The 23,614-nt window shown below is 42.4% G+C and carries 20 protein-coding genes; 15 read left to right on the top strand and 5 right to left on the bottom strand.

The window, feature by feature from the left end; translation table 11 throughout:
- Positions 1 to 34: 34 nt before the first annotated feature.
- Complete coding sequence (ggt, locus tag EHT25_RS16405) at positions 35 to 1,834, bottom strand: gamma-glutamyltransferase (RefSeq protein WP_124876232.1); 1,800 nt, start codon at positions 1,832 to 1,834, stop codon at positions 35 to 37.
- 140 nt (positions 1,835 to 1,974) lie between these two features.
- Here ggt and EHT25_RS16400 point away from each other — a divergent pair, with 140 nt between their 5' ends.
- The 11 genes from EHT25_RS16400 (at position 1,975) to EHT25_RS16350 (ending at position 12,724) form a co-directional block, all read left to right on the top strand.
- Positions 1,975 to 3,216, top strand: coding sequence for an ABC transporter permease (locus tag EHT25_RS16400; protein ID WP_124876231.1), 1,242 nt, complete (start codon positions 1,975 to 1,977; stop codon positions 3,214 to 3,216).
- A 69-nt stretch (positions 3,217 to 3,285) separates the two neighbouring features.
- The gene (locus EHT25_RS16395) at positions 3,286 to 3,768 is read left to right on the top strand and encodes a DUF8785 domain-containing protein (protein WP_124876230.1); all 483 of its coding nucleotides are present in this window, start codon (positions 3,286 to 3,288) and stop codon (positions 3,766 to 3,768) included.
- Between the two features lie 75 nt (positions 3,769 to 3,843).
- Complete coding sequence (locus tag EHT25_RS16390) at positions 3,844 to 4,845, top strand: oxygenase MpaB family protein (protein WP_124876229.1); 1,002 nt, start codon at positions 3,844 to 3,846, stop codon at positions 4,843 to 4,845.
- A 90-nt stretch (positions 4,846 to 4,935) separates the two neighbouring features.
- Positions 4,936 to 6,312, top strand: a complete 1,377-nt coding sequence (mnmE, locus tag EHT25_RS16385) for a tRNA uridine-5-carboxymethylaminomethyl(34) synthesis GTPase MnmE (RefSeq protein WP_124876228.1) — start codon at positions 4,936 to 4,938, stop codon at positions 6,310 to 6,312.
- Positions 6,313 to 6,552: 240 nt separating this feature from the next.
- Positions 6,553 to 7,116: a helix-turn-helix domain-containing protein gene (locus EHT25_RS16380; protein WP_124876227.1), complete on the top strand. Its 564-nt coding sequence runs from the start codon at positions 6,553 to 6,555 to the stop codon at positions 7,114 to 7,116.
- Positions 7,113 to 8,228: a site-specific integrase gene (locus tag EHT25_RS16375; RefSeq protein WP_124876226.1), complete on the top strand. Its 1,116-nt coding sequence runs from the start codon at positions 7,113 to 7,115 to the stop codon at positions 8,226 to 8,228. The genes EHT25_RS16380 and EHT25_RS16375 overlap by 4 nt, the downstream gene beginning before the upstream one ends.
- Positions 8,229 to 8,241: 13 nt before the next feature.
- Positions 8,242 to 8,931, top strand: a complete 690-nt coding sequence (locus EHT25_RS16370; protein ID WP_124876225.1) for a hypothetical protein — start codon at positions 8,242 to 8,244, stop codon at positions 8,929 to 8,931.
- A gap of 63 nt (positions 8,932 to 8,994) precedes the next feature.
- Positions 8,995 to 9,372, top strand: coding sequence for a helix-turn-helix domain-containing protein (locus EHT25_RS33475; RefSeq protein WP_374756164.1), 378 nt, complete (start codon positions 8,995 to 8,997; stop codon positions 9,370 to 9,372).
- Between the two features lie 3 nt (positions 9,373 to 9,375).
- Positions 9,376 to 10,626: a hypothetical protein gene (locus EHT25_RS16360; RefSeq protein WP_124876223.1), complete on the top strand. Its 1,251-nt coding sequence runs from the start codon at positions 9,376 to 9,378 to the stop codon at positions 10,624 to 10,626.
- Positions 10,627 to 10,674: 48 nt separating this feature from the next.
- On the top strand, positions 10,675 to 11,904 hold the full coding sequence (locus EHT25_RS32985; RefSeq protein ID WP_310588754.1) for a DUF6371 domain-containing protein: 1,230 nt from the start codon (positions 10,675 to 10,677) through the stop codon (positions 11,902 to 11,904).
- A 124-nt stretch (positions 11,905 to 12,028) separates the two neighbouring features.
- Positions 12,029 to 12,724, top strand: coding sequence for a hypothetical protein (locus EHT25_RS16350; protein WP_124876221.1), 696 nt, complete (start codon positions 12,029 to 12,031; stop codon positions 12,722 to 12,724).
- Between the two features lie 374 nt (positions 12,725 to 13,098).
- Here the strand turns inward: EHT25_RS16350 and EHT25_RS16345 are convergent, their stop codons facing one another.
- Positions 13,099 to 13,506 (bottom strand): hypothetical protein, encoded by a 408-nt coding sequence (locus EHT25_RS16345; RefSeq protein WP_124876220.1) that lies wholly within the window; start codon positions 13,504 to 13,506, stop codon positions 13,099 to 13,101.
- A gap of 949 nt (positions 13,507 to 14,455) precedes the next feature.
- On the bottom strand, positions 14,456 to 16,060 hold the full coding sequence (locus tag EHT25_RS16340) for a hypothetical protein (RefSeq protein WP_124876219.1): 1,605 nt from the start codon (positions 16,058 to 16,060) through the stop codon (positions 14,456 to 14,458).
- 187 nt (positions 16,061 to 16,247) lie between these two features.
- Between EHT25_RS16340 and EHT25_RS16335 the strand changes: the two genes are divergently transcribed.
- Positions 16,248 to 16,484: a hypothetical protein gene (locus tag EHT25_RS16335; protein ID WP_124876218.1), complete on the top strand. Its 237-nt coding sequence runs from the start codon at positions 16,248 to 16,250 to the stop codon at positions 16,482 to 16,484.
- A 250-nt stretch (positions 16,485 to 16,734) separates the two neighbouring features.
- Here the strand turns inward: EHT25_RS16335 and EHT25_RS16330 are convergent, their stop codons facing one another.
- Positions 16,735 to 17,718, bottom strand: coding sequence for a hypothetical protein (locus EHT25_RS16330; protein ID WP_124876217.1), 984 nt, complete (start codon positions 17,716 to 17,718; stop codon positions 16,735 to 16,737).
- Positions 17,711 to 18,184 carry a DUF6932 family protein gene (locus tag EHT25_RS16325; protein WP_124876216.1) on the bottom strand — a complete coding sequence of 158 codons (474 nt, stop codon included), beginning with the start codon at positions 18,182 to 18,184 and terminating at the stop codon, positions 17,711 to 17,713. Before EHT25_RS16325 ends, EHT25_RS16330 begins: the two co-directional genes overlap by 8 nt.
- 944 nt (positions 18,185 to 19,128) lie before the next feature.
- Here EHT25_RS16325 and EHT25_RS16320 point away from each other — a divergent pair.
- The 3 genes from EHT25_RS16320 to EHT25_RS16310 are packed head-to-tail and all read left to right on the top strand — an operon-like array spanning position 19,129 to position 23,127.
- Positions 19,129 to 19,791 (top strand): vWA domain-containing protein, encoded by a 663-nt coding sequence (locus EHT25_RS16320; RefSeq protein WP_124876215.1) that lies wholly within the window; start codon positions 19,129 to 19,131, stop codon positions 19,789 to 19,791.
- A 1-nt stretch (position 19,792) separates the two neighbouring features.
- On the top strand, positions 19,793 to 20,638 hold the full coding sequence (locus tag EHT25_RS16315) for a PP2C family serine/threonine-protein phosphatase (protein ID WP_124876214.1): 846 nt from the start codon (positions 19,793 to 19,795) through the stop codon (positions 20,636 to 20,638).
- Between the two features lie 17 nt (positions 20,639 to 20,655).
- Positions 20,656 to 23,127, top strand: coding sequence for a hypothetical protein (locus EHT25_RS16310; RefSeq protein WP_124876213.1), 2,472 nt, complete (start codon positions 20,656 to 20,658; stop codon positions 23,125 to 23,127).
- Positions 23,128 to 23,614 lie beyond the last annotated feature (487 nt).

The following is a 23,614-nucleotide window of genomic DNA, read 5'->3' as shown; positions in this document are numbered from 1 at the left end:
AAAACCGGTTTTCGGCCTGCAAGGTTTAAATTTTTCAATACCCCACCGATGTATCATCGGCCCGCGGGTCGGAAGCGCCTTCAAGGCTGCCATCGGGCCGGCGCAGAATGCAATCCATCCGCCCCAGCGAATTGGTTAGCTGCTCCAGCATATAGCCCCGCGATTGTAGCTTCCGAACGGTTTCTTCCGAAAAAGCCCCTTCTTCAAACGTGGTTTTGTCGGGCAGCCACTGGTGATGAAACTTTAGCGCGTTGACCGATTGCTGCATGCTCATGCCAAATTCCAGCACGTTCAGGATCGTTTGGTACACCGAGGTGATGATCGTTGAACCGCCGGGAGTTCCTACCACCATGTACAGTTTTCCGTCCTGTTCCACAATCGTCGGGGTCATCGACGACAGCATCCGCTTGCCCGGTGCAACGGCATTCGCCTGATTTCCAATCAGTCCGAACATATTCGGCACGCCCGGTTTGATGCTGAAATCGTCCATTTCGTTGTTCATCAGAAAACCGGCCCCGTTCACCACCACCCGGCTGCCGTAACCGCCGTTCAGCGTGGTGGTGATTGAAACCGCGTTGCCTTCCTGATCGACCACCGAAAAATGCGTGGTTTCCAGACTTTCGTACCCCGGTAACATCCCGCCTTTTACATTCCGGGAATCCGTTGCTCTGGCAAAAGTAAAATCAGACCACCGGGTTTGCAAATACGCTTTGTCGATCAGCTGCTCAACCGGTACTTTCACAAAATCCGGATCGCCCAGAAACTTAGCGCGGTCGGCATACACCCGACGTTCGGCTTCGATCATTACCTGCACCGTCGAATCGCTGTTCCAGCCCCATTTCCGCAGCGGATACGGTTCCACCAACCGTAACAATTGCAACAAAGCTACCCCCCCGCTCGACGTTGGCGGCATCGTAATGATTTTGTAGTCGCGGAACGAGCCAACCAACGGATCGCGCCAGACGGCATGGTAGTTCTTCAGATCATTTTCGGTAATGATACCCCCCCCGCGCTGCATTTCGGCGGCCAGCAAACGAGCGGTTTCGCCCTCGTAAAAACCAGCCCGACCCTGTTCCTGAATCCGGCGGAGCGTTTGCCCCAAATCCTTCTGAATCAGCCATTCACCGGTTTTCCAGTCCGTCGTATCGGCTTTCATGAAATACCGTTTATCGGGATTGACCCGCAAAAATGACTTTTTGGTGCGGTTCAGTCCCAGAGCTTCGCGTTCAGTCAGGGCCACGCCTTTTTCGGCCAGGTCGATGGCGGGTTGCAAGACCTGCGCCCAACTTAGCTTGCCAAACCGCCGGTGCGCTTCCACCATACCGTCCACCGATCCCGGAACCCCGCTCGCCAGATGCCCCGTCAGGCTCAACTGCGGAATGACATTTTTTGCCGAATCCAGGTACATATCTTTGTGCGCTTTTTCGGGTCCTTTTTCGCGGTAATCGAGCGTGTAAGCCTGGCCGGTTTTCTCCCGATAGACCATAAAACCGCCCCCGCCGATGTTGCCCGCCCCCGGATAAACAACTGCCAGCGCAAACTGAACGGCCACCGCAGCATCGACGGCGTTGCCCCCAGCTTTCAAAATCGCAACGCCTACTTTCGAAGCCTCGGGATGCGCCGAAGCAACCATTCCGTTTTTCCCGGTTACGGCCTGACGATCCGAATAATACGGACCCGTTCGGCGCGGAGCAGCGGTTTTCTTCTCATTTTCATACTGATAAACCCCGGAGCTCCGGCCCACGCCCGGCGACTTTTGGCCCGTTCGGCAGGCGCCCAAAAGCACCAGAAAGAGGAGAATTGTACTATGGAAAGAATGAGTTACCTTTTTCATAAAAGCGTCAGTCTCGGCGAGTCGTAAACCACTAATCTACAAAAACTAACCAAACATCCGCTGAAACTACCTTCGCTTTCAAATCGTTTGGTAGATTCCGAATGGTCTGATACCTTTAATCGAAATAAACCGTCAATCCCGTGAAATTCATCCGTCAGACGTACGAAAGCTTCCGGTTTGCGTGGCAGGCTCTGCGCTCGAACCTTCTCCGAACCACGCTCTCGCTGCTGGGCGTCACCATCGGTATCTTCGCCATCATTGCGGTTTTCACGATTGTCGATTCGCTGGAACGGAATATCAAAGAGAGTTTGTCGGGCATCGGCGACAAGGTGGTATACGTTCAGAAATGGCCTTGGATCTTTGGGGGCGAGTTTCAATGGTGGAAATACTTCCAGCGCCCCGAACCCAGCCTGAAAGAATACAAGTTTCTGGCCGAAAATCTGGAAACCGCCCAGGCGGTTGTTGCGATGGATTTTCGCGGTCAGGTGACGGTCAAAAACGGCAATAACAGCCTTCAGGCACTGATTCAGGGCACGTCAATGGATTACAACAAGATTTCGGATGTGCCGGTGGTTCAGGGACGGTATTTTTCCCAGCAGGAAATCGATGCCGCCCGCAATGTTTCCATCATCGGCGCCGACATTGCCGAAACGCTGTTTCCGGGCCAGGACCCGGTTGGGAAAGAGTTCAAACTGAATGGGTTGAAATACATTGTCATTGGCGTACAGGAGCGCAAGGGCGAAAGTCTGCTCAACTTTGGCGGCAATCCCGACGACAAATGCCTCATTCCGATCGGCGCTTTTGCCAAAATGTACCACTCCGTTTATCCGAGCATCGATATCGCGGTGAAAGGTTTTGATCAGGACGAAGGACTGCTCGAACTGGAAAGCGAAATCCGGGGATTGATGCGCGCCCGGCGCGGCCTGAAACCGGTCGAAGAGGACAATTTTGCGATCAATCGTCCCGATGCGGCCGCCAAGGCCATTTCCGGCCTGTTTGCCGTTTTGACGGTAGCCGGTTGGGTAATCGGTAGTTTCTCGATTCTGGTCGGTGGTTTCGGTATTGCCAACATTATGTTCGTGTCGGTAAAAGAACGCACGAATCTGATCGGAATTCAGAAGTCATTGGGCGCCAAGAATTACGTTATTCTGTTCCAGTTTCTGTTTGAAGCGGTTTTTTTAAGTTTAATTGGCGGTGGCGTCGGCATCTTGCTCGTTTATTTGTTGTCATTTATGAAGCTGGGAAGTCTGGTGATTATTTTGTCACCCGCCAACATCATGCTGGGTTTGGGTGTATCGAGCATTATCGGTACCGTTTCCGGGATACTTCCGGCGCTGGTTGCTGCGCGCATGGACCCGGTCATTGCCATCCGTTCCAAGTAAGCCGGATTGCAATTGCAACCCACAACGTGTTCATTTGTATGTCAATCAAATCAAACAGGTCCTTATTCCATGAGACGTTTTCTGATACCTTTTATTTTTCTGCTTGTTATTTTCGGTATTGTGTATTACCTGACGGCCTGGAGCTATAGCGACGGCGAACGTGCCGGTACCATATCCAAATACAGCCGCCGGGGCTTTGTTTTTAAAACCTGGGAAGGCGTTCTGAATGTCGGCGGTTTTTCGGGCGAAACCGGTTCACTCACTCCGCAGTATTTCGATTTTTCGGTAAAAGACGATTCAGTGGCCCAGCAAATCAATCAGGCCGTCAAAACCGGTCAGCGCGTGACCTTGCATTACGAAGAAAAACTGGTCAAACTTCCCTGGAACGGCGAAACCAAGTATTTTGTAACGGGCGTCGAAATTGTGGACCCCCAATACCACTATGGCGTGCCGGGGCAACCGGTTTACCCGAATCAGGCAGTTCCACAAACCCCGTCTCCGCAACAATCGCAGCCCGCGCCGGTTGATACGGTACACCGGGATACGATTTAATGTACCGATGGACTAACGTCCGTATTTTGTAATCGCCATTGATTTGTATAATCACGGACGTTAGTCCGTGCACGTATGCTAAAAACCGTCAATTCCACCCGCACATTTTCGGATGAAAGGTTAAACCGCTACCGGCAACAGGGCGATGCTGCCGCCGACGCCGTTATTGCGTTGGTTGCGGCTCAGGGCGGCCGCGAAGGAATCGGTTTGCTGATGCGCTGGCTGGGCAATACCGCTGATTGGGACGAGAGCCGTCAACACCCGGCAGTTCAGGACTTCATGCGTACCCAAACGCACCTCCCCGACTGGGCCAACCCGCGACAAATGGAACTCGCCATGCGGTTTTTTCAAAAAAATAAAGTAGCCGTTGGCTTAACGCTGGGATGTTATTCGTTGCCGTATTGCTACGCGGGAGCGGATGGCGCCCGGGTGCTCTGGATGTCGCAACGGATTCACAACGATACGCACAAGCGGCTGGAAGAAACCGGTGAATGGGTGTTTGGAATCATGAAAAAGCGGGAGTGGGAAACCGCTAAAGCCATTCGCCGGACGTTGAAAATCCGCCTGTTGCACGCAGCCATCCGCTGGTTTACCCTGCAAAGTGGTCAGTGGAACAATGACTGGGGTTATCCGATCAATCAGGAAGACATGGCCGCTACCAACCTCGCGTTCTCGTACATTGTGGTGCGCGGTTTGCGAAAAACCGGTATTCCCATGACCGAAGAAGAAGAGGACGCTTACCTGCACCAGATCAACGTAGCCGGTTATTTTCTGGGCGTTTCGGAAGAGCTTTTACCCCAAAACCGGCGGGAAGCGTTTCACCTCGAACGCACGATCACCCGGCGGCAATTTCGGCCCTCAGAAGCCGGAAAAGGGCTGACGCATTCACTGCTTCAGGCACTCGAAAATCTGTCTCCGCCCGCCTTGCGGAACCTCCCGGCGGCCCAAATGCGTTTCTTTCTCGGCGATGAACTGGCCGATCTGCTCGATATTCCCGCTGTTCCGCTGGAAAAAAGGCTGGTCGGACTGGCCAATTCATTGCCCATTTTCCCCAAACTATTGCCCTACAATCCCTGATAAACCCTGATTCCCTCTGATCCACCCTGAGAAATAACTCATTGTTAATCAGAGCTTATCAGAGAACATCAGGGTTTATCAGAGTTATAAATGACTATTCTACAACAGGAACCGATTGCGGCTTTGGCGACCGCGCCCGGCATTGGAGCCATTGCGGTTATTCGCGTTTCGGGCATCGACGCCATCGGGCTAACCAGCCGGATTTTTCGCGGCAAGGATCTCACGCTGCAACCGTCGCACACGGTTCATTTCGGCACCATCCGGGATTCGGAAAACACGATCATCGATGAGGTATTGATCTCGATTTTCCGCAGTCCGTCGTCGTTTACGAAAGAAGACGTGGTCGAAATTTCCTGCCACGGTTCCGATTATGTGATCCGGCAGATTTTGCGATTATTGCTGAAAGAAGGCGTACGGATGGCGCAACCGGGCGAGTTTACGCAGCGGGCGTTTCTGAACGGGCAGTTTGATCTGGTGCAGGCTGAAGCCGTTGCCGACCTCATTGCCGCCGATTCTGAAGCCACGCACCGGGCTGCGCTGACGCAACTCCGGGGCGGTTTTTCCCGGCAGTTGAAGGCCCTGCGGCAGCAGCTGGTCGAATTTGCGGCATTGATCGAACTGGAACTGGATTTCGGGGAGGAAGATGTGGAATTTGCCAAACGTGATGATCTGCGCAAACTCGTAGTGTCCATTCAGCGCGTATTGCGGCCCCTGATCGACTCGTTTTCGGTCGGGAATGCCATTAAAAATGGCGTGGCGACGGTGATTGCCGGAAAACCCAATGCCGGAAAATCGACCTTGCTGAATGCCCTGCTGAACGAAGAAAAAGCCATCGTTTCGGACATTCCCGGTACGACCCGCGATGTGATCGAAGACGACTTGTTCCTCGACGGCATCCGGTTTCGGCTCATCGACACGGCCGGACTCCGCGAAGCCACCGACACCATCGAAGCCATCGGGGTGGAACGGACCAGACAGCAGATGGACAAAGCCGCCATCATCGTTTACCTCTTCGATGCCGCCGAAACCGCTCTGACCGAAATCGCCGAAATGGAAGCCGACCTGAAAAACCGGACGATTCCGTATCTACTGGTTGGCAATAAAATGGATAAACTAACCGAGGCCGAAATGACCGAATGGCGGCTTCGTTTTGGGAAAGAACTCGTCTTGATTCAGGCCAACACCGGTAAAAACCTGGACAAAATGGCCCAACGGCTGATCGGTTTTGTGAAGACCAATGCCATTCCGGGCAGTACGGTGGTCACGAATCTGCGCCATTTCGAACACCTTACCCAAACCGACGCGGCCCTCCTCCGCGTCCTCGATGGCCTTGATGAAGGCACGACGCAGGACTGGATCGCCCTCGAACTCCGCGACGCCCTCCATCACCTCGGCGAATTGACGGGCGAAATCACCACGGATGATTTGCTGGCAACGATTTTTAGTAAGTTCTGTATCGGAAAGTAACTTCAATAATGAATACATGAACATGTATCATTAAATCATCATTTAAAGGCTATTTAAATAGTAAATAGAAGCTAAATACTATTAGATGTTCAGCAGTATTAGTTGGATGTTCAGCAATAATTTGTACCTTAGTTGTACCCCAAAAACGAGCTAACCGCAATAGCTCGTTTTTTGAGCGAAAATATGGCACATACTGACACGTAATGTCTTTTATAGACACGTATTGACAACTACTGACATATGAGTTCAAACCTTCGTATTAACCGCATTTGTGAACAATGTGGAAAAGAGTTCGAAGCCCGCACGACGGTAACCAAAACGTGCAGCGATGCTTGTGCTAAGCGGGCGTACAAGGCCCGACAACGATCCTCCAAGATCGAAGCCAATAATGAACAGGTAAAACGGATTAAAGCTAAGCCAGTTGAAGACCTGCGTAAGCAGGAGTATTTGACAATTGATGAAACGGCCCGCCTGGTACGCATTAGCCGCCGGACTCTGTACCGGATGAATGAACGGGGCGAACTATTATTCGTTAAATTAAGTCGCCGTAGCGTTATTCGTCGTTCAGATATTGATCGTTTATTCGAGCATCCGAAGCCCAATCCTAAGCCTGCACCGACCCCTTTTCCCTTATCAGAGTGTTACACCATGAAAGAAGTCATCGAGAAATACGCCATTTCAGACAGCGCCTTGTATAACCTGATTCGCCGTAATGAAATCCCCAAACAGTATAAGGGTATCTATGCCTATGTACCTAAGTTCCGAATCGATGAACTTCTAATTAATTACACTCCAGAGTTATGATAAAGGTCAAACTACGCAGGAAACCGATTAGCGATGGGCGTTCAAGCCTCTACCTTGATTTTTACCCTGCCATACCGCATCCCGATACCGGTAAACCGACACGCCGGGAGTTTCTGGGTCTCTATGTGTTCAATAAGCCCAAAACTATCGTTGATAAGGATCAAAACAAAGAAACGATTTCGTTAGCCGAGGGTATACGGGCCAAACGCCAGATCGACGTCCAGCAGGGTGCATACGGTTTTTTGTCCGACCGGCAGCGTAAAACGTGTTTTGTCGCTTATTTCAAACAGCAGGTTGCTAAACGAAGTGGCAGTAATCAGGACAACTGGACGAGTGCCCTGGCTTACCTGGAAGCGTTCACAGGCGGCACCATCAAAATGTCGGACCTCACGGTAAAGAAATGCTCGGAATTTCGTGAATTTTTATTGTCTGCTCCTAATCGGCGTAACGGCGATCTATTAGCTATCAATTCAGCCCTCTCCTATTTCAATAAGTTCAAATCCGCGCTAAAGGATGCTTTTAGCGATGGTTTATTAGGTACAGATATAAATGCGAGAGCGGCGTCGATTAAGCCGGAAGAAACAAGCCGGGAATTTCTAACATTAGAGGAATTGCAGGCTGTAGCCAGTACGGAGTGTGCTATGCCCGTGCTGAAAGTAGCCGCCATATTTTCGGCACTGACGGGACTACGGTTTTCGGACATTGAAAATCTAACTTGGAGTGAAGTAAGACAATCGGCGAATGGCAAATACAGTGTTCAGTTCCGCCAGCAAAAGACCCAGGGAGTTGAGGTACTACCGATTCCTGAGCAGGCACACGAACTACTGGGTCAACGTGGTGAACCTAATAGCCGAGTGTTCCCAGACCTGTCCTATTCCGCTTACAACAATCGGCTATTAAAGCAGTGGATCAAGAATGCAGGAATTACGAAAAACATCACATTCCATTGTTTCCGCCATACGTATGCCACACTGCAACTGACAGAAGGAACCGACATTTATACGGTATCCAAGCTGCTGGGACATCGGGAGTTGAAAACCACCCAGATCTACGCCAAAATCGTGGATCAGAAAAAACAAGATGCTTCGGAGCGGATTAAATTAAAACTATAATAGTTCTTTTGCGATGGACCCAATACTAAAAGCTCAAATCGACATAATCCAAAATGAAATCTTGCCCGAACTGGCCTCTCTTGTTAAAGAGCCAGCGAGAACCCACGTTCAGTATCTACATTTTTGGTTGAACAGTTCTAGGGTAGGGGGTTTTGGTGAGGGGAGCCATTTACAAAAGTGGTTGCTAAAAAAATACAAAGCCGAGAAAGAACAGGTTGAAATCGAGGAGGGTGGTAAGATTCCTGAATATAATGATCCTGGTCTCCCCTTTGTTCAATCAAAACCTATTGACCAAATAGAGCCAACAATACCACCCGTTGTTTTTCAGCTTGACGATGGTGAGGTGGCTCAGCTTTGCGAATGTCTATCCAAATTTTTCCCGCCCGATCAGCACTCCACCTTAGAACAGCTTTTTAAAGGATTAGTTGTTAATAATCCATTACACTTTAAAGGCCGTCAAAACCGATTGTCCGACCTCTTTGCACGATTGGAGTTTTCGCGAAAGATCAGTGGAGAGAAAACTGAAATTAGTAATTGGGTAAGTCATGCCTTCTGTTGTCTCGACTCCTCTGGTACATTAAAGCCCGTAAATGCGGACAGCGTCAGGCAGGGCTTCACTCGAAACCACCCCAAGAAAGAGGACAGACTTTGCGTATTTGAGTGGCTCCCCCCTTTACCACATTCACGGAATCGAGCAAAGTAATATCATCACAAAAAAAAACTTATACACGTCTTATACACAGCCATAGGACGTGTATAACAACAAATGATAGATTGCACATATTTTCAATTAAACAATTGTTATATGTGCACTATCACCTTCGAGCAGCTACCTTCGGCAATCGCTCAGCTACTCTCCAAAGTTGACCGTCTTGAGTCTCTACTAATGGAAACCAAGCCGTCATGTGTCCCAGAAGAGGACAAACTAATTACTATCCATCAGGCCGCTGAAATCCTAGATTTGTCGGTGACTACCATTTATGGACTAGTCCATCGTCGTGAGGTCCCACACCAAAAAAAGCGCAAACGGCTTTATTTCTCTAAACCTGAATTGCTCGACTGGGCAAGATCCGGACGCCGGAAAACAAACGCGGAAATCGACGCGGAGGTAAACACGTATCTGTCAACGAAGAAACGGGCGTAAGTGATGGAGATTAACAGCACAGACCTCCGTCCCGAAACGCTGGAAAATGAAACCGACCCCGGCCTAACTCCCAGCTTTGATTTTGCCTCCCTTGAACGGACTAGCCCGTTAACCCCGCAGGATTTTATCAATGATATTCAACCCTCGATTCCTATCGGCACTCGCCAGAATCGATCCAGCAAAACCACCGCCGACTTGTTACCCGCCATGCTGGAGCGGGAACGAAAACTCGATGAGTTGTCCCGGCAGGAAGTGGTATTCAGTCCTCCCTTGGTGAGTTGGCAGGGTGTGCACCTGATCGGGCCCGGCACCATCAATGTCATCCAGGGGCGACACGGTTCCCACAAGTCCCGATTGGGCGAGAGTCTGGCCGTCCTGTTTCTTAAAAAGGAGGGCTGGACTGCCCACCCTCTGGGCTTTGAGCGCAACGAGTGCCAGCCGGTTACCGTCTGCTATATCGATACCGAACGTAACTTAACAGAGGAGCTTCCCAATGCCATTCAGACCATCAAAATAAAAGCCGGGTACAATCTCTCCGAGTCGATACCCAATTTTCGATATACCAGCATCAAAGACGTGTTGCGTCCCGATCGATTACCAGCCTCCGAGGCTTTTGTCGGACACGTTCGCCAGCAAACCACCAACCATCTGATGGTATTTCTGGACGTGGTCACCGACTGCGTGAGCAGCTTTAATGATGACCAGCAGGCCATGCAGTTATTTGATTTTATTGGTAATCTCTGCGACCGCTACAACTCCACCTTCGTGCTAATAATTCACGAGAACCCCGGCTCCGAGAAGGCCCGAGGTCATACCGGAACAGAAGCCATCAACAAAGCCAGCACAGTGATGCAAATTGGTTTCGAAGGGGATTCGGCAGGAAATGAGGGTGAATTGATTCGATTACGCTTTCTGAAACTGCGTCGAGGGAAACGACCCGAACCGATATACCTACAATATAGTCCCGAAGCAAAAGGACTCACCCTGGCCAGCAGTGGGGCCATTGCCGAACACATCAACAATCGCAAACAAAAGGCTAGCCAGGAAGACCTGATTGAAAAAATCGAGAGTCTATTGGCAGAAGGGCCCATAGCGAAAGGTGACCTGGTCAAAGATCTGATGAAAGAATTTTCAGCCTCTGACAAAACGATCCGTGACAGGCTGAAAGACATCGAGCAACAGGGGCCAGTTCTCCAGGATCAACATGGTCGCCCTATGCCCTATGCGGTTGGATGGCAGTGTGAAGGATGGTAAGAATCATTTTTATCAACTAGCCGAGCGAGTATAATACAGGTAAAACGGATGCTGGTAACTGGTAAACCCTATATATACCCATTACCATTACCAGTATCCTTTTTCACTCCAACAAATCTAAAAATCATGTCCGTGCAATATATCCTAGAACCCTATAAAGGTCCGGCGAGTCGCTACACATGCCCTGCTTGCCAGACACCTCGGAAGTTTAGCCGTTACATAGATTCGGGTACTGGCGAGACTTTAGCGGAACACATTGGACGCTGTGACCGGGAGGTGAATTGTGGTTATCATGTTACACCTCGACTCTTTTTCGGGGAAAACCCAGCGTCAGATCAGGTTTGGCTACGGCGACCTAGACTACAGCCAACGGTCTCTGCGCCGGGTCTAATATCGACAATTCCCCTGGATAAACTGAAAGAGAGTCTGCGAGGATACGAAACCAACCATTTAATCCAGTTTTTTCAGAGTCGATATGATCAACGGATAGTCAGTAATCTGATCGGCGCTTATTTCATTGGTACCTCAAACCGCTGGCCGGGAGCCACCATCTTTCCCCAGATTGACGCTCAGGGTCGAGTCCGCACAGCCAAAATTATGGCATATGATGCTAGGACCGGTCGGCGTAGAAAAAGAGCGGACGGAAGTGGTCAAATCGACTGGTGGCACAATAAGGTAGGAGAAAAACCTTATCATCTCCGCCAATGCTTTTTTGGTGAACATTTATTGAAAACACGTCCTAAAGCGCCGGTTGCTGTTGTCGAAAGCGAAAAAACCGCACTGGTTGCAGGTATCTATTTTCCGCAATTTATCTGGATAGCGTCGGGTGGTTTAAGCTTACTGAGTCGAGAGCGTTGCAGTGCGTTGAGAGGCCGTCAGATTTACTTGTTCCCCGACCTGAACGGTTACGAGAAATGGAAGGAAAAGGCTACCGGAATCGCTCAGATTGCGAAGGTAGTAGTTTCGGACCTTCTCGAAAAAATAGCCACACCAGAGGAGCGAAAACAAGGATTTGACCTAGCAGACTACCTGCTAAAGTTTGACCCGAAGGACTTCCGAGAGATCCAACTAAAAGCCCCTGCCGGACCCAACAAACATTCTACCATATTAAGACTAGAAAAGTCGCCGGATTTTGATCTTGGTTACCCGGCATTATGGGACGCCAAACCCAGAGAGAAAGAGTCTCTTCGATTAGTATTAAGTCCGCGTCGGGCGGAATGGGCGAAGATGCTGGGAGTCGCAGAGGATCAGTTAGCTATTTATTCTTTCCAGCCATGAAGATCCGACAGCAGACACGTATACGGGGGCCGTAAGGTTTTAAATTAATGGGAGGAAAACTTACATTAATCCCGAAATCGAGCCAGATCATGTTTATAGTAATAATCTTTAATTTTCAACTCAAATGCAGGCTAAAATCCCCAATAACAGAGAACTTAAAAAGCTGTTTACCAATATAGAGAAATATTTAAACCGGGTCCGGTATTATGAACAACTTATGTTCGCCAGTGGAGTAAAGGAAGAATACATTGACGAGTTTAGTGCCATTGTTGCAAATCTTAAAGAACAAACGGCTAAATCTGTTAATTGGGAATTCTATCTTTTCTTTCGAAATTATAATGATGTTTTTTACCCGTTTATGAAGTATTTAGGACTAGGTGATTATTATCTCATGTGGAAAAATGAAAAGAACGAAATTGATGGATACCTTGATCGCAACACTTCAACTCGCGAAGCAGCGTTTTGGAATGCGGGCTATTACGATGGATTTGTGACCTTTGCGGAAAAACTTAGACCGTTAAAGAAAAACATTGATCATATACTCCAAGCTAACCAAGAATCATTAGAGGTATATGCAAGTGGACGGAAAGTTTTACCGCCGACAACGCGTAAAGAAGAAATATTTTACCGGCGCGGTTTTAGGTATGGGATGGAAGAAGTATGCCTAAAAGCCAATATTAAGTTTAATAGAAGGGTCAGAATGTCTATCCCCTACGTTACCTGGTCTGATAGCTGGTTATTCAAAATCGGTACCCCACCGGGCGAGACAGAATACGAAAACCTACCCCAAGTCCTAGCGGAAGTTTTAGGCAGACGGTAAACGGTAATACTATGACAGTATGCCGGGTTAGTGAGAAATCTACTCATTGGCCCGGCAGCTTTTATATTATCGGCAATCATGCTCCTAGAGCGCAGAATGAGAATTGATTTTAGGCCCGTAGAGACGCGATCTATAAGAAAGTGATTAGTTCCACTAACACCGAGATCACGCCTTATGTATGACATAAATAACATGCATGGGTCCTTTCCGACCTATTTATCATGCGGGCGTCCTCGACCCCTCATTATCGCTATTTTGACTAAATTCTGACTTGCGAAATTGCATGTACACGAAGCAAGAAATCTTTTATAAACGTACATATTACACTTATTATTCTCGTATTTTTTTATGAGTTGCGAAAATCGCTTCAGGAATTAAAACAAGTAAATTTGATTAATCCTATTCCTGAACTCTTCTCCAAAAATAAGCAGACCATATTTTTCCGGCTCCCACAGCCAAGACTCATCTTCCGTCTGATTCAATTCGCCGTCCGATTCAGGCCATGAGTTCTCATCCACCCTAGCCCACCAGATACATTCGGGAAAGTCTACCACATATAACTGATTTTCATTTACCACTACAGGTTTCACACTGCTCCATCCGTATTGATTATATGCATTATTATTTCCCAGATCAACTACTCCAATAACTAGTGAAGGTAAGATTTTTACATTTCTCTCATTGCTACCGCTAAAACTAATTGGGAAAGCCTCGCCAGTAATATAGAATATAAGCTTTGAAAAAAGCATAAATACAAATATTTTGCTGATAATACATTTCATAAAGCTACACTAACATTATTGAATTACAAAAAACTTAAATAGGATAAAATAAATTTAATACACTAAAATATAACCACTTATGAACAAGTATACTCTGATATATTGCAAATTAACAAACCAATATTGCAATTTAAAATGCTCGATATTTTATTTTATCTCTGGCATTAAAAACAATTTGAAAATGTTTTATTTTTCATAATTTAGCCTTCGCGAAAGTTATAGTGTTATGGGTACGTTAACCCACAGACGGTTTTTGGTTTTGCTACCCTTTGATAGCTCTGCTATATTTGAAGGGTCGCTATAACCCCGTGCCTACGTTGTAATGGCGTATGCAAGCCCCTGACATTGGACTTTCGCAACGGGACATATAGCGGCCCTTTTAATCTTTCACGTCCGATGCTACATAAGGACAACAGCGAAAACAAAAATGTCAAACTCAACGATTAACCAAGCGGGTCTAGGATCAGCCTCGGTACGCATTCCAGACAGCATCCTCGCAACACTCAGCCATCCTGAGTCTTCTCACCAATTACGAACCTGTCTAGCGGAATGGTTTTCGGCCTCATTACGTGATCCACATACCACCCACGACCTCGCAGTTATAGAGGCTAATACACGGCGTTACGTACAACTAAGCTCACTCATTGGAGATCTTCATGTACAGCTTGAATCAAGCGAGGAGGAGAACTTAGAGAATTAAATATCTACTTCAAATGAGGTTAAAATGAAGAAATTTTGATTTTACTTACCTACTGACAAAACCGGCTAACTCGCCGGTTTTTTATTTATTAAATAATGTGAAAGCGCAATAATCTTTCATCATTCCTCATACAAATACATTGCCTGTACCATTACTTGATGCGCCATCCTGTGTACCATCTCCCCCTTTCGCCCAAATTATATGCAATTAAATATGATTCTCGCTTTTGTCAGCAGAATAATAATTTAACTATCCAATTGTTTGAGCTAATAAGCTTACTACAAAAAAACTTAGTAAAAACCAGCCAATAAGACCTTCGATTACATAAATGTATTTTACATATTTAAAACTCCCCATGACACTTAGTTCTCCATATCCTAAAGTAAAGAAGGCATTAACACTTAATAAAATTGAATGCATAATAATAAAAAACACCTCAATTGTATAACTAAAATACAGTAAAAATAACATTTTTTTCTTTCTATAATAATATCTTTTTTTGAAGGAAATACCAAATTTGCCCAAAATGGTAACAGCATTTTTGTTTAATTTTTTGATCAATAAATTTAAGCTATTTCTCAATGATATATATTTTCTGTTTACTTTAAATGGTTTTTTTTGAGATTCTATAAAAAAGTCTAAAGTATATATAAGTGAAAATGAAATTATTATTAGTATGCTATTAATAAACGCTTTCGTTAGATTTGTTCCAAAATCAGAATACCAACTAATAAAATAATTAAGAGAAAAATTTATAGAATTTTCTAAAGAAATTTTTTCTTTTAAATGAAGCTTTGATTGTTGTAATTCTATTTTTTTTGATAAAAGAAATGTATTATCTGCACTAATTTTATCACCAGAATTTTTAAAAGAAAGATTTAGTTTTTTTAAACTTTCTAACATTTTATCAATGAAATATCCATTGTATAGCTCAATATTTGTTATTTTTGCAATAGTATCTTTCAAAACTATTGCTTCACCAGATTCCCTTGATATACTCAGCAAATCTTCTATTTGATCAAATGGGAAGAAAAGATTATCTGACGGCAATTTAAACGAATTCATAATTACATTCGACTTGAATTGACATTTACTTATACTTAGCGTGTTCCAAAAAAAGGTTCTTTGTATAAGGATTTTTGCCTCAACATAATTATCATTAAAATAAAAATCTTTCACACTAAAGTTTTCAAAATCAATTAATCCTTGATGGTTACCTTTAATAAATTTTGATTTAACTATTTGCACAAAATCAACATCTTGACCTCTTAAACTAAGAAAACTCAAAAATAAACTTTCCCAGTCATCTTGTTTACTAAATTTGGGTTTGAAAAGAGAATTTACAATATTAATTCCACTTTTCTCAGGAAGTTCAATAAAAACATCATTGAAAAAATTACATTTATATAAAAGCATATTTTTAATGTTACTAAATTTAACATCTCCATAAAAAAGTGAATTTGAAAAAATTAGCGCACTATTATTATTAAAGGAATTATTTATTTCTATCGAATTTTGAAATATAATTTTTGGAAAAAAAGATGTAATTGCATTTTGGAAATTACAATTTGTTATTTGAACAGGTCGATTGCAAATATAAAATTTATTTTGGGGAAATCTCCACCTATAATAAGTTGTATCATAATTCTCCTCAATAACTTTTCTGTAATTTTCGATTAACCATGAGTCAGAATCCGAAATGTCGTTAATAATCACTTTATCAATAAGAATAAAAACCTTTTCAGTTCTAATTGACAGTGAATCTAACAGTACCGAAAATTTCATAATATCATCCGCCTTGCTGGTCGATATTCCTAGTATCAGAATAAAAAAAGCCAACAAAAATTTACACATAAGTACGCTAAATTTTAAAATAAGTTTTCAAGTAGATGAAGTTAGAGAATGAATGAATAATAAACAAAGGGGAAATACCCGTTATTCTTATTAAATATACCTTTAGACGTTGCTAAGTAATTTCTAAATGTCAGCTTCTAAGCGTTCGTATAAATTAGGAATGTGACTTTCCCGTCAATTCTGTCTAATGATGGATGAAGACGCTCCTCCTTTACTCCGCACTTACCCTGTCAAGGCCCGATATCATTCCACTCCAGACTCTGTGCACTATTACGATCCGATGCAGGCTAGTAATGAGAAACACTTACAGGCCCAGCATAAGGCATGGAAGCCAATGGAGAAGCAAATCAGCCGCCTTATCTGGGTTTTTATCGGTGTGGTTGGTACGTTAACTTTGGTGGTGATCGCCAAGCCTGCCGACTAAGCCCGAACATCTTACTAAGTCAAATGGCTGGATCATCAAGTGATCCGAGCTTTGCTAACTTTGCGAATCAGACCCGTTAAAGCTGGCCGAGTTCGATCGGCAGTTGATGGTTCTGGTTCGGGATCTCTTTCTCGTGGTAAAGCGACGGAAATGGGAAACAGGCAGGTTATGTATGATAAGATTAGTCAGAAGCGGTCTTTAATAATTTACCCGAAGTCTGTTCCTGCAAAAACTAGAGATATTCAGGCAACTAGTTAAATAGTGATAGTTGATTAAACGCGGTACCGGGTGGAATTTCGGCTGCCTCAATTGATTTGAGTTGGTAGGATCGTCGAACATCTCCAGTCAGTCTATTCTCATTAATAAATTCATAAACAACCCCTTTGCACGTCTCTCCCACATGTAGAGAAAGTAGTTGCCCCATTACCGCCTTTGGCACTGTACCACTAATTGTACCGGCTGGCCATAGTTTTACCTCAAATTTTCCAGGACCTTTTATGCTTTCGGTGATAATGGTGCCATAAAATGGTTTTTCTTCAGGCTCGGCTTGAGCCATACTTTCTAGGGTGGTTTGTAATTGGAAGAGCTTTTCTTTATTTCCTTCCCAATAGACTTGTTTGTCGTTTGGCGCAAACCAGTTTATTTCAGCTTCCAAGTCAGCATTGATAAGGCCCCTAAGAAGTTTGTTCATGTTTTTGACACCACCTTTTCCATATTGAGAAATACGATCAGATATATCATCGGTCTTTTGTATCTGAAGTACGTCAAAGGTTTTGTATAAACAATCCTCAGTAAGGCTATTGCCATACATATCAGGATGTGAGTCTATTGTGAAGAATAGTCGAGTTGAACCGGAAGAAATCTGGCTTAACTGGATATTCATCTGCTTTCGAGTCTGACCTGTTGCTCCTTTATTATGGTGACCATATCGAATAAACCGTCCGGCCTGTACAAGCATCTCTTCAAAATATTCCGTTACTAAGCTGAATAAATTGGCTGGCAAGCTTCCGAAGTTTGCCTTTGGACCAATGAGCCGTAGTTCAACAATTTCCTTACCCCTGCGCTCTTTCTCTTGTATTAATAATGTAGTATATTCCTCAACCCTTGCTTTAGACGAGGCTACCAGCGATTTGTAAAAATGGCTAGTTGGGTTTCTTCTCAGACGTCCCTGGTGATCGGACAGCATACCCCTAGCGTCTTCAAGAATATCTTCAAGCCTGGAAATGTTATACATCCGTTAAAATCAGTTTAAAGAACCCCTTCGTGTAGTGAGCCAAATGTCCTCCGGTAAACAATTTTAGGAATTTTGCTTCGTCATTTTCATTCCCCCTTTCCCCAAGATAAACATCAATATTATATCTGACTTTTACAAGCTCTCTTTCTGTAATCATTCTATCAAATAATACTAACATCGGTCCTGACAGAGTGTCTAAATCAGGCTGATCAATCCATACTACTATATCAATATCATCAGGCTCAGGGCTTTTTGTTGTAAAAGACCCATCAATCCAAATTTCAATTTGGATTTGCAATTTGACCAGTTCGCGCAAATATAGTTTGAAGTTGTTGATTAAATACCGACGCCTTGCGGGATCAACAACTGTATCCTGAAACGGACGCAAGAAATATTCATCAAGCTGCCATACACCAATCGTCCTAAACCCTTCCCCTAAAAGCGGAGGATGATCAAGTTTCACCATTTCCTTTTGAAGGTATTTTAAAAACAGATTTACAACCTACACAATTCTTGAATCTTTCGCAAGCTCAATTCCTCAACAGCGGCACATATGAAATAAAACAAATCCAATACTAAAGGTTAGAGTATATAACAGAACCATCTGACCCAACTAGAGCGACCAATTTCGATATATATCGCTTTTCGGACTACAAGGAACAAGTTATGACCTTATTACAAAGGGTTTGCACATTAATTGTAGAAACAATGAAAATTGTTGAGCGAATACCAGATACGCTATAAATCAGATAGGACTTCCCAAACCCATAGACATTAAACCAATACGAGTTTATACACTCTTTCCTCAGCCAAGTCTATGTACAGCTTGAACCGAACGAAGAAGAACACTGGAAGGAGTAAGGCGCTCTAGTATCAAAGAAGGCATTTCAAAATTACTTGCTCTAAATCCCTACTCTAAAAAGATCGGGATTTAATGTGAATACAGTCTCACAATTCCAGGTTAAACGCATCTAAAGGTACAATACTTCAAATTGGGCACAGGTAAAAATGCAATTCGGTTTCTGGTGACGACTTTAGGAGCTTTTACAACCCAATGGCTATGGTCTTTGGCTAAAGTTTGTCGGAAAATAAAGCGGCTTTAGCTGTAGAGAGATCTCAAAGGGTTTTCAAAGACCGAATTGTTGTATTTTACAAAGAAAAACCGTTGTACTTTTTTATGCGTTCAACCTGTCACAATTCTGATACCTTCTGGGATATAAAATAGTAAGAGTAATATGGCAGCGACGAATATGTCAAGAATATAGCCTGGTCGTCTTTTTCGTGAAAATTATAAGTATTCCTAAAGTATGAGTCTGAGCCAATTATTATAATATACTTATCTTTATTTATATTGCCACTTGGTTGCTTTTCATAAAAACAATAAACTATCAAAAAAAATTACAATTTCACATGTTTACCGGCGAATCTCCAGATAATTACGAACAAAAGTGCCTTTGTGTGTTGGTTTTAGATGTCTCTGGTTCTATGGGTGGAGAACCAATTAGACAACTTAACCAAGGGTTACAAGAATTTCACCAAGAGGTGACAAAAGACTTTCTTGCATCTCAACGGCTTGAGGTAAGTATTGTTACCTTTGGAAGCAGTGTAAAATGCATTCAAGACCCAGCATTAGTTGGTAATTTTGAAATGCCAACTCTTTCGATAAGTGGCAGCACTAAATTAGTTGATGGTGTTCGATTAGCTGCCGATATGGTTGAGAACCGTAAAGAATGGTACAGAAACACAGGGCAAAATTACTTTCGTCCCATGATTGTGTTAATAACTGATGGTGAGCCTGATGGAGATCAAGATGTAAAAGGGCTTTCTACACAAATTAGACAAGCTAACGATAGTAAAAAGTTTACCTTTTGGGCCCTAGGAGTGCAAGGTTATAACCATCAAAAACTCTCACAAATTTGTCCGCCAAACACCCCTCCTCTTTCTTTAGCAGGTTATAAATTTTCGGAATTCTTCAAATGGTTGAGTAATAGTATAGGTATAATTACAAAATCAGCAGAAGGAGAAAGATTGTTACTTCCACCTGTTAGTGGATGGACTCAAATGGAAATGTAGAATGCAACAAACAGATTGGATTTTCGCTTTCGCTTCAGTTATAGGAAACTCGCACATATCTGAGAATATACCTTGCCAAGATGCTTGCCGTGTTGGGGTTTTTGACAAGTTTACCGTATCGGTAGTTACTGATGGTGCGGGATCATGTAAAAACTCACATCTAGGATCAAACCAAGTTTCTGATTTTTGCATTTATCATGCCGAGAAGTTAATTACCAGACAAGGCTGGGTAACTGAATTTCCGAATCAAGAAGTTTGGCATGATACTGCTAAGCAAATCCTTATAACAGTAAGAAAAGATTTAGAAAATTATAGTATAGAGCATGATATTGATTTTAAATCATTGGCATGTACTGTTATAATGGCTATTAGCTTGCCGGATGGTCTATTGATTACTCACATAGGAGATGGCAGGGCGGGTTATTGCACACAAGAAGGTCAGTGGTTACCTATGATAACGCCATTTCACGGTGAAGTTGCTAATGAAACAGTTTTCATTACTTCTGATATCTGGAATGATGATCTTGTAGATCTATATATTGAGAGCAATGTAATTTCCGGGCAAGTAAGTGCATTTTGCTTACTATCAGACGGTTGTGAGAAAGCAGCATTTGAAGTTAACTTATATAATTCCGATAAAAGTATCTACTATGATCCAAATCGGCCCTTTCCCGCATTCTTTAATCCGAATCGAACAGGTTTAACTAAGTTACACGAACAGCTTAAAAGCCAAGATGATATTAATAACCTTTGGGCTGAATTCTTAACTGCTGGAACCGAGAAACTCCGACTTGAGACAGATGACAAAACTATGGTTTTGGGAGTGAAAATTATACAAGCAATTTAATACACCAATTCTTAAGTATGCCCAAACAGGTACAACTTCACAATGGTGTTACTTTAACAATAGAAGATAAGGCCTTTGCTAGTGGAGGTGAAGGTGATATATATATTATTATCAGCCCAAAAACATTTAATAACCAAGTAGTAAAAATTTACAAATCCGAAAAAAGGACAAAAGAACGAGAATTTAAAACAAAGTATTTAGTCGATAACCCTCCCTTATTACAGGTTCAAAATAGCCACCACTCTGTGATTTGGCCAACTGCTGTCGTTTATCAAAATAACAAGTTCTTGGGATTAACAATGCATAGAGCTCAAGGGGAAGACTTAGAGCTCCTTTTACATCCTAAGAGTTTCAAGAATTTAGGTTCAATTTGGAATAGATTTAACCTCCAAGACTCAAATGCTATCGAATTAAGATTAAAAATCTGCTTTAATATTGCAGTTGCATTACATCAGATTCATAGCTTAGGAAGGTATGTATTAGTTGATATGAAGCCAGTTAATATCAAAATACAGCCTAATGGGTTGATTTCTTTTATTGATATTGATAGTGTTCAAGTGGTTGAAAATGGAAAACTTGTATTTTCTGCTCCAGTTGCCACACCCGAATACACTCCACCAGAGTATTATAAGGGTATGAATTTATCGAATGATGGAGCACATATCACTTGGGATCAATTTAGTATAGCTGTTATCTTTTACAGACTTCTTTGTGGAATTCATCCGTTTACAGGGAGTTGTAACCCACCTTATAACGCATGTAGTAGTTTGTCAGAAATGGTTGAAAATGGATTATTTCCTTATAGCCAATCGAAAAGACATCATTTCAGGGTAATACCTCCGCCACATCAACAATTCACAAAGCTAGATGAATCAATTCGTAAATTATTTATTCGATGCTTTGATAATGGTCATTCTTCCCCACAACAACGTCCAACGACAGATGATTGGTGTAACGTATTGTCACCTCAACCAGTTATCAAAATAGATCGGCCCCTGCCGTCATCTATAATTGACATACCAATTTTCAAATTATCAAATGAACTGTCTTTTTCTCAAGCACCGACACCGGCATTACTAACAGCTTCTTTCTTATATTTTCCAGATACTAATATATTCAAATCAGCTTATTATAATTTATTTGGTCGTCCTGATATTGAGAATATAAAAGTAAGTATAATTAAACAACAAAAGAAAATAAAAACACTCATTTTAGAAAAAGATCAGTTTTTAAAAGAAGTACATTCAATTATTTTAGGGTTTAAATCTACTCAAGATGTTATTTTAAAAGAAGAAAAAAAAATTATTGAAAATATCAAAATCGATCTAACTAAAAAAATAGATAATTTAGATATTCTAACAGAGTCCTTGTGCCAAGAGGAAATTAAAGAGCTTAAATCAATAAGAGGGGCTACAGATATTAAATTAAAAAGTGTAACTGAGACAAATAATAGACATTATAATGAAACGGTTCAACCTATAAAAAATAAGTATGATGCAATAAAACAGCAGTTTAAAAATCAATTAAATCAGGTAAAAATTCAAGAGGAAAAAGACATATCCTTTATTAATAATAAATTACATAGTAAGCTATTTCAAATAAAGAATGAAATCTCAGTTTTAGAGAATAATTATAAATTAAGAATAGACAAGGAATTAGGATTAGACAACAAAAATTATCTAATTAAATTAATGCTCTCTAAATATATTATTAAAGACAATGCATCCATTATTTTCGGAATGGTCCCTAAAATAGCTCTAAATAATCTTAAATTATTTGGTATCAATACTGCCGCAGATTATACTGATACTGCCGTATCTACTGGAAATGGTGGAAATGTAAAAAAATCAAATGGTAAATGGGTGAAAATTCCACAGATTGGCGACGACCGAGCCGAATCTTTAAAAAAATGGCTGTCTAAGGTAAATAAAGAAACCAATGATAAAATACTAACTATTGAGCGTGAGGCAATGAGACTTAAGTCACAAATTAGTACCTTAATGACATCTGAATTAGCGTTAGCAGAACTAAAAAGTCAAAATTTAAAAGCAGAGTCACAAAAAGAACGTTCAATAGTATATCAAAGATATTCCCCAATTAAAAATAAACTATTGTTTGATTTGGAACAAATACAAGAGGACTTTAATAAAGAAATTTTCCCGTTTTTAGAAACATACAATAAAATAAAATTGGATGCCATTAGTAACCATAAAAAAATTGAACTTGATTACGACCACCAAAAAGATTCACTTAAAAGCAGGCATGATGATTTGCATTTTAAAATGCTATCACAAATTATTGATAATATAAAGCACGCTTCTAATTTAGCTGAAAACATCTGGCAAGAAACCCAAAAAAAACTCTTTGAAAATATAAAATCATATAACAATCAATATAGCTTATTACAATTAAAAATTATAAATCAATGCAAAAATATAAATGATGCAGTTGTAGAATTAGACAAATTAAAGATACTATATAAGCAATAGTTAATTTTAGTTACCTTGTAATTTCAGCAAAATATCTTTATTAAATATTCCATGTATGCCCTCAAAAAAATAGTGATCTAGAATGTTTAAACGAATATTTTTGACATTTGACTATGTGTCAACCCTCCAATGACAAAAGTCATATATTATAATACTATAAGTAATCTGCGATCTATTTGCAACTCTGAAAATGGTAGCTTTAATAGAATGAAGGATAATTTAGATAGTGACTTTATCTCTTCCACCATCAAAGTGTTGCGACTTATCTAAAAACTTGATATTGAAAGAGAATTTGTACACTATTTGTACCTTATCATCAATTATGTTAAATTAAATCATTGATTTACATATTGTTATGCTATATTATTACTTTCTGTATCGGAAAGTAACTTTACGTAGTATAACTTCTCTACTCCTCAGTAAAACCCTGTACATAGTGATTGTTACACCATGAAAGAAGTGATTCAAAAATATTGGATATCAGAGA

The organism is Larkinella rosea, assembly GCF_003858635.1.
In the GTDB taxonomy this organism is placed as follows: Bacteria; Bacteroidota; Bacteroidia; order Cytophagales; family Spirosomataceae; genus Larkinella; species Larkinella rosea.
The sequence above is the reverse complement of the archived record's forward strand: the minus strand, read 5'-3'. Positions and strand labels throughout refer to the sequence as shown.